Source organism: Usitatibacter rugosus (assembly GCF_013003965.1).
Classification (GTDB): Bacteria; Pseudomonadota; Gammaproteobacteria; order Burkholderiales; family Usitatibacteraceae; genus Usitatibacter; species Usitatibacter rugosus.
Genome location: NZ_CP053069.1, coordinates 4,378,000 through 4,391,099 on the forward strand (window position 1 = coordinate 4,378,000; position 13,100 = coordinate 4,391,099).

The 13,100-nt window shown below is 66.1% G+C and carries 13 protein-coding genes; 6 read left to right on the plus strand and 7 right to left on the minus strand.

Annotated elements, in window-relative coordinates; genetic code table 11:
* Positions 1–20 precede the first annotated feature (20 nt).
* Both metX and metW read left to right on the plus strand, forming a co-directional pair.
* Entirely contained in the window at positions 21–1,250 is a 1,230-nt protein-coding gene (gene metX, locus DSM104443_RS20830) for a homoserine O-succinyltransferase MetX (RefSeq protein ID WP_171095787.1), read from the plus strand.
* Entirely contained in the window at positions 1,247–1,840 is a 594-nt protein-coding gene (gene metW / locus DSM104443_RS20835; protein ID WP_171095789.1) for a methionine biosynthesis protein MetW, read from the plus strand. The genes metX and metW overlap by 4 nt, the downstream gene beginning before the upstream one ends.
* Positions 1,841–2,027: 187 nt before the next feature.
* Here metW and DSM104443_RS20840 read toward each other — a convergent pair whose 3' ends face one another.
* A complete protein-coding gene (locus DSM104443_RS20840) occupies positions 2,028–3,302 on the minus strand; it encodes an AmpG family muropeptide MFS transporter (protein ID WP_171095791.1) in 1,275 nt (424 codons plus the stop codon).
* Positions 3,303–3,432: 130 nt separating this feature from the next.
* Between DSM104443_RS20840 and msrB the strand changes: the two genes are divergently transcribed.
* A complete protein-coding gene (gene msrB / locus DSM104443_RS20845; protein ID WP_171095793.1) occupies positions 3,433–3,825 on the plus strand; it encodes a peptide-methionine (R)-S-oxide reductase MsrB in 393 nt (130 codons plus the stop codon).
* 52 nt (positions 3,826–3,877) lie between these two features.
* On the opposite strand, the gene DSM104443_RS20850 is transcribed toward msrB, so the two are convergent.
* From DSM104443_RS20850 to DSM104443_RS20860, 3 genes are all read right to left on the minus strand, one after another.
* A complete protein-coding gene (locus DSM104443_RS20850; RefSeq protein WP_171095795.1) occupies positions 3,878–4,228 on the minus strand; it encodes a hypothetical protein in 351 nt (116 codons plus the stop codon).
* A 69-nt stretch (positions 4,229–4,297) separates the two neighbouring features.
* A complete protein-coding gene (locus DSM104443_RS20855) occupies positions 4,298–6,208 on the minus strand; it encodes an ATP-binding cassette domain-containing protein (protein ID WP_171095797.1) in 1,911 nt (636 codons plus the stop codon).
* A gap of 3 nt (positions 6,209–6,211) precedes the next feature.
* On the minus strand, positions 6,212–6,985 hold the full coding sequence (locus DSM104443_RS20860; protein ID WP_171095799.1) for an exodeoxyribonuclease III: 774 nt from the start codon (positions 6,983–6,985) through the stop codon (positions 6,212–6,214).
* 64 nt (positions 6,986–7,049) lie between these two features.
* Here DSM104443_RS20860 and pyrE point away from each other — a divergent pair, with 64 nt between their 5' ends.
* Complete coding sequence (pyrE, locus tag DSM104443_RS20865) at positions 7,050–7,727, plus strand: orotate phosphoribosyltransferase (RefSeq protein ID WP_212756827.1); 678 nt, start codon at positions 7,050–7,052, stop codon at positions 7,725–7,727.
* A 61-nt stretch (positions 7,728–7,788) separates the two neighbouring features.
* Entirely contained in the window at positions 7,789–8,580 is a 792-nt protein-coding gene (locus tag DSM104443_RS20870) for a DUF4124 domain-containing protein (protein WP_171095804.1), read from the plus strand.
* Between the two features lie 3 nt (positions 8,581–8,583).
* Here DSM104443_RS20870 and gatB read toward each other — a convergent pair whose 3' ends face one another.
* Genes gatB through gatC form a run of 3 tightly spaced genes read right to left on the minus strand, consistent with a single transcriptional unit; the run spans position 8,584 to position 11,869 of the window.
* Positions 8,584–10,128: an Asp-tRNA(Asn)/Glu-tRNA(Gln) amidotransferase subunit GatB gene (gatB, locus tag DSM104443_RS20875; RefSeq protein ID WP_171095806.1), complete on the minus strand. Its 1,545-nt coding sequence runs from the start codon at positions 10,126–10,128 to the stop codon at positions 8,584–8,586.
* Complete coding sequence (gatA, locus tag DSM104443_RS20880; RefSeq protein WP_171095808.1) at positions 10,125–11,582, minus strand: Asp-tRNA(Asn)/Glu-tRNA(Gln) amidotransferase subunit GatA; 1,458 nt, start codon at positions 11,580–11,582, stop codon at positions 10,125–10,127. The genes gatB and gatA overlap by 4 nt, the downstream gene beginning before the upstream one ends.
* Before the next feature lie 2 nt (positions 11,583–11,584).
* Positions 11,585–11,869 (minus strand): Asp-tRNA(Asn)/Glu-tRNA(Gln) amidotransferase subunit GatC, encoded by a 285-nt coding sequence (gatC, locus tag DSM104443_RS20885; protein WP_171095809.1) that lies wholly within the window; start codon positions 11,867–11,869, stop codon positions 11,585–11,587.
* 106 nt (positions 11,870–11,975) lie between these two features.
* Between gatC and DSM104443_RS20890 the strand changes: the two genes are divergently transcribed.
* The gene (locus DSM104443_RS20890; protein WP_171095812.1) at positions 11,976–13,019 is read left to right on the plus strand and encodes a rod shape-determining protein; all 1,044 of its coding nucleotides are present in this window, start codon (positions 11,976–11,978) and stop codon (positions 13,017–13,019) included.
* Positions 13,020–13,100 lie beyond the last annotated feature (81 nt).

The window sequence follows — 13,100 nt, forward strand, 5'->3', positions numbered from 1 at the left end:
GCCGTCGGGTTTTTTCATTCATGGGCACTTCGGAACAGCGATCGGTCGGGGCCGTCACGCCGCAGAAGGCGGGATTCCTCGAGCCGTTGATCCTGAAGGCGGGCAAGACGCTCGCCGCGTACGAGCTCGTCTACGAGACCTACGGGACGCTGAACGCCGATCGCTCGAACGCGATCCTCGTCTGCCACGCGCTCTCCGGCGGCCACCACGTCGCCGGCCACTACGTCGACGATCCGAAGAAGATCGGCTGGTGGGACAACATGATCGGCCCGGGCAAGGCGATCGACACCGACCGCTTCTTCGTGATCGGCGTGAACAACCTCGGCGGCTGCCACGGCTCGACCGGCCCCACCTCGATCGACCGCGCGACGGGCCAGCCGTACGGCGCGGGCTTCCCGCTGGTGACCGTGGAGGACTGGGTCGCTTCGCAGGCGCGGCTGATGGACCGCCTCGGCATCGAGAAGCTCGCCGGCGTGATCGGCGGCTCGCTGGGCGGAATGCAGGCGCTGCAGTGGACGATCACGTATCCCGAGCGCATCCGCCACGCGTTCGTGATCGCCGCGGCGCCCAAGCTCTCGACGCAGAACATCGCCTTCAACGACGTCGCGCGCCAGGCGATCGTGCAGGACCCGGACTTCCACGGCGGGAATTTCTACGCGCACGGCAAGGTGCCGGCCCGCGGGTTGAAGCTCGCGCGGATGCTGGGCCACATCACCTATCTTTCCGAAGACCTGCTGGGCGAGAAGTTCGGTCGCGAGACGAAGGGCGAGGGCTACGCGTTCAACTACGACGTGGAGTTCGAGATCGAGTCGTACCTGCGCTACCAGGGCGACAAGTTCGCGCAGGTCTTCGACGCGAACACGTACCTCATCATGACCAAGGCGCTCGACTACTTCGATCCCGCGAAGGAGTCGGGCGGCGACCTCGCGAAGGCGCTGGCGCCGGCGAAGGCGGGATTCTTCGTCGCCTCGTTCAGCAGCGACTGGCGCTTTCCGGCGGCTCGCTCGCGCGAGATCGTTCGCGCGCTCGTGGCGGGCAAGAAGCGCGTCACGTACGCGGAGATCGACGCGCCGCACGGGCACGACGCCTTCCTGCTCGACGACGTCCACTACCACAAGATCGTCGCCGCCTATGCGGACAACGTGGCCGCGGAGATCGGGCTGGGGTCGCGTGCGGGCGCCCTCGTGATCGGCGGCACGGAGCTCGAAGAGATGAAGGGCTACGGCGGGAAAGAGGGAGGCGGCGAATGAGTCCCTCCCAACAGCGCTACGACTTCGAGCTCATCTCCTCGTGGATTCCCGAGAACGCACGCGTGCTCGACTTGGGCTGCGGCGACGGCACGCTGCTGGCCGGCCTCGCCGCCACGCAGCGCGTCGTGGGCTACGGCGTGGAGATCGATCCGGCCGGCGTGCTCGCGAGCGTGGCCAACGGCGTGGACGTGATCCAGCTCGACCTCGAGACGGGGCTCTCCACGTTCGGCGACGGCGAGTTCGACTTCGTGATCCTGTCGCAGACGCTGCAGGCGATGAAGAACACCGAGAAGGTGCTGCACGAGATGCTGCGCGTGGGCCGCCAGGGGATCGTCACGTTCCCGAACTTCGGCTACTGGAAGCATCGCCTCGACATCGCGATGGGGCACATGCCCGTCTCGAAGACGCTGCCCTACCAGTGGTACGACACGCCCAACATCCACTTGTGCACGGTGAAGGACTTCGAGGACCTGTGCGTGAAGGTCGGGGCGGAGATCCTGGACGAGCGGGTGATCACCGGGGGGCGGCAGGTGAACTTCATGCCCAACCTGCTTGGAGACCTCGCGGTCTTTCGGTTCAAGAGGAAATGACTCGGGACCCCTTGAACCACGGAGGCACGGAGACACGGAGGGCCACGGAGGAATTCTTCAAGGGATTGCAGTTGCGGGCAGTCGCGATTCGCCGACGACCGAATCCTTCACGTTCATTCAAGGATTACTCCGTGGCCCTCCGTGTCTCCGTGCCTCCGTGGTTCAAGGGGGCCCGAGAGATCTTGAATCAAGAGGTGGAAGCGTCCAGCGCGACCACCGTCTTCTTCTTCCACCAGAGCAGCACCAGGCCCGGCAGGGCCGCGAGGAAGGTGACGAAGAAGAACGTCGACCAAGGCAACCCCATGTACTGCGGATCGGTCATGTACCCGGCAGCCGGCCCGACGTAGACGCGGCCCAGGGCAGCCAGCGCGGAGATGAGCGCGTACTGGAAGGCGGTGAAGCGCGGATTGCACAGCGCCATCTGCAGCGCCACGAAGGACGCCGTGCCCATGCCGCCGGCGAGCTGGTCGAAGCCGATGACGGCGTAGAGCACCGCGTAGTCCTTGCCCGCGACGGCCAGCACCATGTAGCCCAGGTTGGAGATGGCCTGCAGGATGCCGAAGACCATCAGCGACTTGAAGAGACCCCAGCGCAGCATCAGCACGCCGCCCAGGACCACGCCGACCAGCGCGGCGATGAGCGCCATCACCTTGTTCGCGTAGGCCACGTCCTCGAGCGAGAAACCCACGCCGCGGATGAGGAAGGGCGTGGTGAGCGAGAGCGCGAAGGCGTCGCCCACCTTGTAGAGGATCACCATCGCCAGGAGGATCAGCGCGCCCGGGCGGCGGACGAACTCGAAGAGCGGCGCGAACACGGCCTCCTGCAGGTTGCGGGGCGGCGTGACGCCTTGCGGCTCCTTCGCCCAGAACACGCCGATGATGCCGATGCCCATCAGGGCCGCCATCACGAAGTACGTGTTCTGCCAGCCGATCGCCGGAAGCCATGAGGTGCCCGAGGCCATCAGGAGCGCGAGCGCACCTGCAACCAGCAGCGCCATGCGATAGCCGACGACGAAGAACGCGCTGATGAGGCCGCGCTCCCGGGGGCTGGTCACCATATCCGTCCGGTAGGCGTCCGAGACGACGTCCTGCGACGCGGAGGCGAAGGCGACGAACACGGCGATCAGCGCCATCGTCGTGATGTCCACGCCCGGCGAGTACATCGCCATCCAAACGATGCCGCCGATGAGGGCCACCTGCGTGATGAGGAGCCATCCGCGGCGACGGCCGAGGAAGGGCGGCGCGTAGCGGTCCATGAATGGCGCCCAGAGGAATTTGTACGTGTAGGGCTGCTGGACCAGCGTGATCATGCCGAGCGCGACCAGGCTCACGCCCTCCACCGTGGCCCACGCCTGGAAGGTGGAGGTGACCAGCGAAATTGGAAGGCCCGAGGCGTAGCCGAGGAGGAGCAGGACCGCGAGCTTGCGATCGCGGAAAACGGCGGCATATGCGTTGGTGGCCAAGGTGGCGCAAGGATACCGGACGTAAGGTTTGGAGCAGCGCCCCGACTATAATTTCCCGACTGATTCCCCGCCCCCCGATTGAAGCGCTCGGGGGCAGGCTCCGCGGGGATGACCTGACACGAGGATCGACATGGACAAGATCGTCAAGACCGAGGAGGAGTGGAAGAAGCTCCTCACGCCCGAGCAATACACGATCGCGCGCAAGCACGGCACCGAGCGCGCCTTCACCGGCCCGAACCACGACAGCAAGGAGCCGGGCGTCTATCACTGCGTGGCGTGCGACCTGCCGCTCTTCAACGCCAACACGAAGTTCGATTCCGGCACCGGATGGCCGAGCTTCTTCGCGCCCATCAGCCGGGAGAACGTGGGCGAGACGGTGGACAAGAGCTGGTTCATGACGCGAACCGAGGTGCACTGCGGGCGCTGCGGAGCGCACCTCGGCCACGTGTTCGACGACGGCCCCCAGCCCACGGGCCTGCGCTACTGCATGAACGGCACGGTGATGAAACTCGAGAAGGACTAGGCTCCCGCCCCCCGATAGATTCACTCGGGGGCATGCTTCGCGGGAGCGACGGTCAGGCCGCGGGCTGGGCCTCGATCTTCCCGAGCTTCTCCAGCCGCAGGCGGATGGAGCTCACGGTGCGCGCGTGCTTGCGCGCGATCTCGAGCAGGGCGTGGCCGGCGTCGAAAGAGCCGGCCAGCGCCTGGTCCTCACCCTCCGTCCACGGCTTGCCGAAGTTGGCGGGCAAGCGCTCGCGGCGCTTCTCGCGCTCGACCTCCCGCTCCATCAGCTCCACGGCGGAGAAAAGCGCACGCAACGTGCGCGGCTCGGAATACGGGCTTTCGTCGTTGAACGTTTCGCCGGTGAGCGGGTTGATGCCGTCGGCGAGCGCGCGGACGATGGGCAGTGCGGACTGCAGTTGCATGGGAACCTCCCTGGTTGAGATGGATGGGCCCATCGCATGCAGGGGGGCGAGTGGCTCCCCGAACAACGCCTACTCGCGGACGCGGTTGACCTCGGCATCGAGGGCGGCCTGCTGCCACAGCCAGTCCTCCTCCAGCGTGGCGATGCGGGTCGCGACCTCGCCGCGGCGCTGCAGCACGGTCTTCAGCCGGTCCTTGTGGGCTTCCTCGTAGGCCTCGCCGGATGCGAGCCACGCCTCGGCCTCCGCGCTTTCCTTCTGCAGCACCTCGAGCTCGGTCTCGATGGCGCGGATCTTCTTCTCGAAGGGCTTCCTGACATCCGCGGTCCGCTGCCGGGCTTCGGCTTGCGAGCGGCGCTCGGCCTTCCGGTCGACAACACCGGCCTTCTCTTCGCGCTGCGTGCCGCGCGCGTGATAGGCCTTGGCCCACTCCTTGTAGTCGTCGAGATCGCCATCGAACGGGACCACCGCACCGTCCGCCACGAGCAGCCACTGGTCCGTGGCGGCGGCGAGCAGCGCACGGTCGTGCGCGACGACCACGAGGGCGCCTTCGAAATCCGTGAGCGCCTGCGCCAGCGACTCGCGCATCTCGATGTCGAGGTGGTTCGTGGGCTCGTCGAGCAGCAGCAGGTTGGGACGCTGCCAGACGATGAGCGCCAATGCCAGGCGCGCCTTCTCGCCGCCGGAGAGGCTCGCGGAGGCCTGCATGACCTGGTCGCCGCGGAAATCGAAGCCCCCGAGGAAGTCGCGCAGCTCCTGCTCGCGTACGCCCGGCGCGATGTGGCCGAGGTGCCAGAGCGCGCTTTCTTCCAGGCGCAACTGGTCGACCTGGTGCTGCGCGAAGTAACCCACGCGAAGGCCCTGCGCGCGTTGCAGCTCGCCCGAGAGCAGCGGGAGGTTGCCGACCACCGATTTCAGCAGCGTCGACTTGCCTGCGCCGTTCGGCCCCAGCAAACCGATCGCATCGCCCAGCATCACGCTCCACTCGATGCCCGAGAGGACCGCCTTCGTGCCGTAGCCGAGGTTCGCCTCCTCCAGGCGGAAGAGCGTCCTCGGTTTTTCCGCCGGCTCGCGGAAGGTGAAGGTGAATGGCGAGTCCACGTGCGCGGCCGCGATGCGCTCCAGCTTCTCCAGCGCCTTGATGCGGCTTTGCGCCTGGGCGGCCTTGGTCGCCTTCGCCCGGAAGCGCGCGATGAAGGCCTCCAGGTGCGCGATGGACTTCTGCTGCTTCTCGTACGACGCCTGCTGGAGTGCCAAGCGATCGGCGCGCTGCGTCTCGAACGCCGAGTAGTTGCCCGCGTAGGTGTTCAACTTGCGGTTCTCGATGTGCACGATGGATTGCGCCACCGTGTCGAGGAACTCGCGGTCGTGGGTGATCAGGAGCACGGCACCCGCGTAGGCCTTGAGCCAGTCCTCCAGCCACATCACGGCATCGAGGTCGAGGTGGTTCGTGGGCTCGTCCAGCAGCAGCAGGTCCGCCCGGCACATGAGCGCACGCGCGAGGTTCAACCGCATGCGCCAGCCCCCGGAGAACGATGCAACGGGGCGTGCTTGCGCTTCGGCATCGAAGCCGAGACCGCCCAGCATGCTCTGCGCACGCGACCGCGCCTGGTAGCCGCCGATCTCCTCGAAGCGCGAATGCAGGTGGGCGAGCTCCTCGCCTTCCTCGTGCGAAGCCTCGGCAGCGGCGATCGCGGCTTCGATCTCGCGCAGCTCCACGTCGCCATCGAGCGCGAACTCGATCGCGGGGCGGTCGACCGCCGGCGTTTCCTGCGAGACGTGCGAGAGCACCCAGCGCGGCGGGTAAGCGACTTCGCCCGAGTCCGCGTGCAGCTCGTTCAGCACAAGAGCGAACACGCTCGACTTGCCGGCGCCGTTGGGCCCGACGAAGCCCACCTTGTGGCCCGGGTGCACGTTCATCGAGGCGTCGTCGAGAAGCACCCTCGCGCCGCGGCGCAGCGTTACGTTGGAGATGCGAAGCAAGGTCTAGATCTTGTAGTCGTAGTCGATGGTGAGCGGCGCGTGGTCGGAGAAGCGCTTCGTCTTGTAGATCGAAGCCTTGCGCGCGAGCTTGCCGATCCCGGGGGTGGCGACCTGGTAGTCGATGCGCCAACCGACATTCTTGTTATACGCGTCGCCGCGGTTCGACCAGAACGTGTAGTGGTCGGGGCCCTGCTCGACGACGCGGAAGGCATCGACCCAGCCCACGCGCTCGAAGATCTCCGTCATCCACTTCCGCTCCTCGGGGAGGAAGCCCGAGTTCTTCTGGTTCGAGCGCCAGTTGCGCAGATCGATCTCCTTGTGCGCGATGTTCCAGTCGCCGCACAGCACGATCTCGCGTCCGCATTTGTGCATCTGCTCCAGGCGCGGCAGGAAGCGCTCCATGAAGGAGAACTTGCGCGCCTGCGCTTCCTCGCCGCTGGAGCCCGATGGAAGATAGAGCGAGATCACCGAGAGCTTGCCGATATCCACCTGCAGGAAACGGCCCTGTTGATCGATGTCCTTGATGCCGAGTCCGATGACGACCTTGTCGGGCTCGTACTTCGTGTAGATGGCCACGCCCGCATAGCCCTTCTTCTCGGCCGGATGGAAGAAGGCGTGAAAGCCCGGCGGCGCGAGGAGCTCCTTCGAAAGGTCGGCTTCCTGCGCCTTGATCTCCTGCAGGCACACGATGTCGGGCTTCTGGCGCTTCATCCAGGGCAGGAAGCCCTTGGCGGCCGCGGAGCGCAGCCCGTTCACATTTAACGTCACGATACGCATGGATTACCGGCAGTTCCCGCCGGATCGAGGCAAAATAGCGCGTATCGTACCTGCCCGGACCCCGATGAGCGCCGCTTCCGCCGCCGCGAACCCCGATCCCCGAGCCTTCCGGCGAGAGTTTGTCGACTTCGCCATCCGTGTCGGGGTGCTGCGCTTCGGCGAGTTCAAGACCAAGGCGGGCCGCCTGTCCCCCTACTTCTTCAACGCCGGCCTTTTCAACGACGGCGCCAGCCTGGGCGAGCTGTCCCGTTTCTACGCCCAGGCCGCCCTGGCGTCGGGAATCCGGTTTGACCTCCTGTTCGGACCCGCATACAAAGGCATCACGCTCGCTGCCGGCACGGCCATGGCGCTTGCCGCGTTGGGTCACAATGTGCCGTACAGCTTCAACCGCAAGGAGGCGAAGGACCATGGGGAAGGGGGCAACATCGTCGGAGCACCCCTGTCGGGCCGGGTCCTGGTCGTGGACGACGTGATTTCAGCGGGGACATCGGTGCGGGAGTCGATGGAGCTGATCCGCCAGGCGGGAGCGGCCGCCGCTGGCGTGCTAATTGCTGTCGATCGTCAGGAGAAGGGTCAGGGCGAGCTCTCGGCCACGCAGGAAGTCGGCCGGGATTTCGGCGTGCCCGTCGCGGCCATCGCCACCCTGGACGACATCCTGGCGACCCTGCGGAGCCGGCCGGACCAGAAGTCGAACATCGAGAACATCGAGGATTACCGGCGGCGCTACGGCGTCGCCGCCTGAACGAAGTGTCGGAACGGGCGGCCCATGCCGCTGCCCGCCGATGGCGCACATAGGGATGACAATGAGAAAGGTGCTTTTCCTGGTGGTGGCGGCACTCGCGGCGGGCAGCTCGCACGCGGCGTACCGTTGCGTGGATGAAAAAGGCGTAACCCACATCGGCGACACGCCTCCGGCCGCTTGCGCCAAGGTGCCGCTGTTCGAGATCTCCACCTCCGGCACGGTGCTGCGCAAGATCGACCCCACGCCCACCGCCGAGGAAGCCAAGAGCCGCGAGGCCGAGGCCGCGGACCGCAAGGAGAAGGAAAAGCAGGCCGCCGAGCAGCGCCGCAAGGACATCGCGCTGATGGCCACCTACAGCAGTCCCGCCGAGCTGGACATGGCCCGCGACCGCAACGTCGAGCCGGTGCAGGCGCGCATCCGCCTCACCCAGGAACGCATTACCGCCGTCGACAAGCGCGCCCAGGAGCTCTCCGACGAGATGGAGTTCTACAAGGCCGGCAAGAGCAAGGCGGCGAAGAAGGCCGAGATGCCCGCCCAGCTCTCCGCCGACCACGAACGCGTCCAGGCGGAGAAGGTGTCGCTGCAGAAGAGCATCGCCCAGTACGAGAAGGAAATCGCCGACATCCGCGCCAAGTACGACGGGGACAAGAAGCGCTGGGCCGAGCTCAAGACCAATCCCGGTCTGGTGCGCAACGACGCCAACGCGCCGTCCACCGCGGTGCCGCTCAACTGGTCCCGGGGCAGCGCCAAGTGCGGCGACAAGACCCTCTCCTGCCGCCGCGGCGAGTCGTTCCTGTGCCTGAAGACCGACGGCACGTGGCAGACCGTCGCCTGCGAAGCGCCCCGCCTCTAGACGCTAGCCCAGCTTCGCCCGGAGGATCGCGTTCACCTGCGCGGGGTTGGCTTTGCCCTGCGTGGCTTTCATCACCTGGCCCACGAGCGCGTTGAAGGCCTTCTCCTTGCCGGAGCGGAAGTCCTCGACCAGCTTCGGGTTGGCGGCCATCACCTGGTCGACCGCGGCCTCGACCGCGCCCGAATCCGAGATCTGCTTGAGTCCTCGCATTTCGACAATGGCATCCACTGCATCCGTCGCATTCGCGTGCTCATGAACTGAGACGTTGATAACTCGCCCGCCTGTCGGTGGATCTCCTTGCGGGCCCCAAAGCACCTCAAAAACGTCTTTCGCTGTTCGGCTGCTGAGCGTTTGGTCGAATACGCGATGTATCAATCCAGCTATGGCCATTGGACGCACTGGCGACTGGTCAATGGTCAGGGCCGTTTCGTTCAGCTTCGCGGACATCGCACCTACAAGCCAATTGCACACAGCTCTTGCGACACCCGTTTCTCTCGTATCGACAAAACGTACATCAGCCTCAAGAGTTCGCAAAGTTGCCGAAACCGACTCCTCAAAGAACTCTGCCATCTCTCTCGACGAGGTTAGAAAGCTAGCTTCGGCAGCTCCCAGCTTGTAGTGCTCGACGTAGTGGCGCTTTCGCTCTGCTGGTAGCGGAGGGAGATTCGACTCGATCTCAGCGATCCAGTCAGCACCGATCGCGAGCGGCAGCAGGTCGGGGTCGGGGAAGTAGCGGTAGTCCTGCGCGTCTTCCTTCGAGCGCATCGAGCGCGTCTCGTCGCGGTCGGCGTCGTAGAGGCGCGTCTCCTGCACGATCTTGCCGCCGTCCTCGATCACCTCGATCTGGCGGCGGATCTCGAACTCGATCGCCTTCTCGAGGAAGCGGAAGGAGTTCACGTTCTTGATCTCGCAGCGCGTGCCCAGCTTGGGATCGCCGACCTTGCGCACCGAGACGTTGGCGTCGCAGCGGAACGAGCCCTCCTGCATGTTGCCGTCGCAGATGCCGATCCAGCGCACGAGCGAATGCAGCGCCTTCGCGTACGCCACCGCCTCGGCCGAGGAGCGCATGTCGGGCTCGGTCACGATCTCCAGCAGCGGCGTGCCGGCGCGGTTCAGGTCCACGCCCGAGGTGCCGGGCACCGCGTCGTGCAGCAGCTTGCCCGCGTCCTCCTCGAGGTGGGCGCGCGTGAGGTGGACGACCTTCTCCTCGCCATCCAGCAGGAACGCGAGCGTGCCGCCGGCGACGACGGGCTGCTCGTACTGGCTGATCTGGTAGCCCTTCGGGAGGTCGGGGTAGAAGTAGTTCTTGCGCGCGAAGATGCAGCGCGGCGCGATGGTGCCGCCGACCGCGAGGCCGAAGCGGATCGCGCGCTCGACGGCACCCTTGTTCAACACCGGCAGCGTCCCCGGCAGCGCGATATCCACGGCCGAGGCCTGCGTGTTGGGCTCGGCACCGAACGTCGTAGCCGCGCCCGAGAAGATCTTCGATGCCGTCGTGAGCTGCGCGTGCGTCTCGAGGCCGATGACGACTTCCCAGCCGGCTTTCATGCCGCGCCTTTCGGCTCGCGCTGGTGCCAGTCGGTCGCCTGCTGGAAGGCGTGCGCCACGGCGAGCATCCTCGCCTCGTCGAAGTAGTTGCCGACGATCTGCAGGCCGACGGGCCGCCCCTTGTTGCCGAAGCCGCACGGGATCGACATCCCCGGCAACCCCGCGAGGTTGATGGGGATCGTGTAGAGGTCGTCCAGGTACATCTGCACCGGGTCCGTGACCTTCGAGCCGATGTCGTAGGCGACCGTCGGCGCGGCCGGGCCCATGATGACGTCGCATTTCGCGAAGGCTTCGGTGAAGTCGCGCGCGATGAGGCGGCGGATCTTCTGCGCCTGCAGGTAGTAAGCGTCGTAGTAGCCGTGCGAGAGCACGTACGTGCCGATCATGATCCTGCGCTTCACCTCGGGGCCGAAGCCCTCGGCGCGCGACTTCTTGTAGAGGTCCATCAGGTCGGTGTACTTCTCCGCGCGGTGGCCGTAGCGCACGCCGTCGAATCGCGAGAGATTGGACGATGCCTCGGCCGGCGCCAGCACGTAGTACACGGGCACCGAGAGGCCCTGGTTCGGCAGGCTCACGTCCACGACCGTGGCGCCGAGCTTCTTGTATTCCTCGACGGCGGCGAGGATCGGATCGGTCACGTCTCGCGCCACGTCCTTCGTGAAGTACTCCTTCGGCAGGCCGATCCGCAGGCCCTTCACGCCGCGCGCGAGGCCGCCGACGTAGTCGTCCTTCGGATGGTCCAGGCATGTCGAATCGCGCGGATCGTACGAGGCCATCACGTCGAGCAGCATCGCGAGGTCTTCGGCGCTCTTGGCGATGCAGCCTGCCTGGTCGAGCGACGAAGCGAACGCCACCATCCCGAAACGGGAGACGCGCCCATACGTGGGACGCAGGCCGCTCACTCCGGTGAACGACGCAGGCTGGCGGATCGAGCCGCCGGTATCGGTGGCGGTGGCTGCCGGCGCGATGCGCGCGGCGACGGCGGCGGCGGAACCGCCGGAGCTGCCGCCAGGCACCGCGTTCGTGTCCCAGGGGTTGCGCACGCACCCGTAGGCGGAGTTCTCGCAGGACGAGCCCATCGCGAATTCGTCCATGTTCGCCTTGCCGAGGATGACGGCGCCGGCGCGGTCGAACTGCTCGATCACGTGGGCGTCGTAGGGCGAGACGAAGTTGGAGAGGATCTTCGAGCCGCTCGTGGTGCGCCATCCCTTCGCGCAGAAGAGATCCTTGTGCGCGACGGGAATGCCGGTGAGCGGGGCCACGTCGCCCTTCGCGATGCGGGCGTCGGCGGCGCGCGCCTGTACCAGGCTCTTCTCGCGATCGACGGTGATGAACGCGTTCAGCACCGGCTGCGCGCGCTCGATGCGGTCGAGGAAATGCGTGGTGAGCTCCACGCTGGAAACCTTGCGTGCGGCCAGTTGCGCCGAGAGCGCCTTCAGGGTGTCGCGATGCACGGCTACTCGATCACTTTCGGGACGAGATAGAGGCCGTCTTCGGCTTGCGGGGCGAGGGCCAGGAAATCGTCGCGCCGGTCCGGCTCGGTGACCACGTCATCGCGCAGGCGCTGCGTGACTTCCTGGGGATGCGACATCGGCTCGACGCCCTTCGTGTCGACCGCGGACATCTGGTCGACCATCGCGAGGATCGAGTTCATCTGCGCCTGCATGGCTTCCGCCTCGGCCGCGGAGAGCTCGAGCCGGGCGAGGTGGGCAATGCGCTGGACGTCCTGGAGGGAAAGCATGCAAAAAATCGCCTAAGGGCTTCAATTTTCACGGCATTTCGGAGTTATTATAAAGGCCCCTTACCGCCGGGGACCAGCAACGCCCCGAAATACGTTACGGATCAAGATGTTCTCATTCGTTTCCAAGTACTTCTCCACCGATCTCGCGATCGATCTCGGCACCGCCAACACCCTCATTTACGTCCGCGGCAAAGGCATCGTCCTCGACGAGCCGTCCGTGGTCGCGATCCGCCAGGAAGGCGGACCCAACGGCAAGAAGACGATCCAGGCGGTCGGCCTTGCCGCCAAGCAGATGCTCGGGCGCACGCCGGGGAACATCACGGCCATCCGCCCCATGAAGGACGGCGTGATCGCCGACTTCACCATCACCGAGCAGATGCTCAAGTACTTCATCAAGAAGATCCACGACAACCAGTGGTTCCGCCCGAGCCCGCGCATCGTGATCTGCGTGCCGTACGGGTCCACGCAGGTCGAGCGCCGCGCCATCCGCGAAAGCGCGCTGGGCGCCAACGCCTCGCAGGTCTTCCTGATCGAGGAGCCCATGGCCGCGGCCATCGGCGCGGATCTCCCGATCGCGGAAGCCACGGGCTCGATGGTCGTCGACGTCGGCGGCGGCACCACGGAAGTGGGTGTCATCTCGCTCGGCGGCATCGTCTACTCCGCGAGCGTTCGCGTCGGCGGGGACAAGTTCGACGAAGCGATCATCAACTACATCCGCCGCAACTACGGCATGTTGATCGGCGAGTCCACGGCCGAGAACATCAAGAAGACCATCGGCTCGGCCTTCCCCGGCAGCGAAGTGCGCGAGATGGAAGTGAAGGGCCGCAACCTCGCCGAAGGCATTCCGCGCTCGTTCACGATCTCGTCCAACGAGATCCTCGAGGCGCTCACCGATCCGCTCAATTCCATCGTCTCGGCCGTGAAGAGCGCGCTCGAGCAGACGCCGCCCGAGCTGGGCGCCGACATCGCCGAGAAGGGCATGGTCCTCACCGGCGGCGGGGCGCTGCTGCGCGAGTTGGACCGCCTGCTGATGGAAGAGACGGGCCTTCCGGTCATCGTCGCCGACGATCCCCTGACCTGCGTGGTGCGAGGTTCGGGGAGGGCGCTCGAAGAGATGGACAAGCTCGGAACCGTCTTCACCAACGACTGATGCAGCGGGGGTCAGACTCGAATTCGCGCTTCTGTCCGGTTCACGGGACTGCGAATTCGAGTCTGACCCCTGATTACGTGG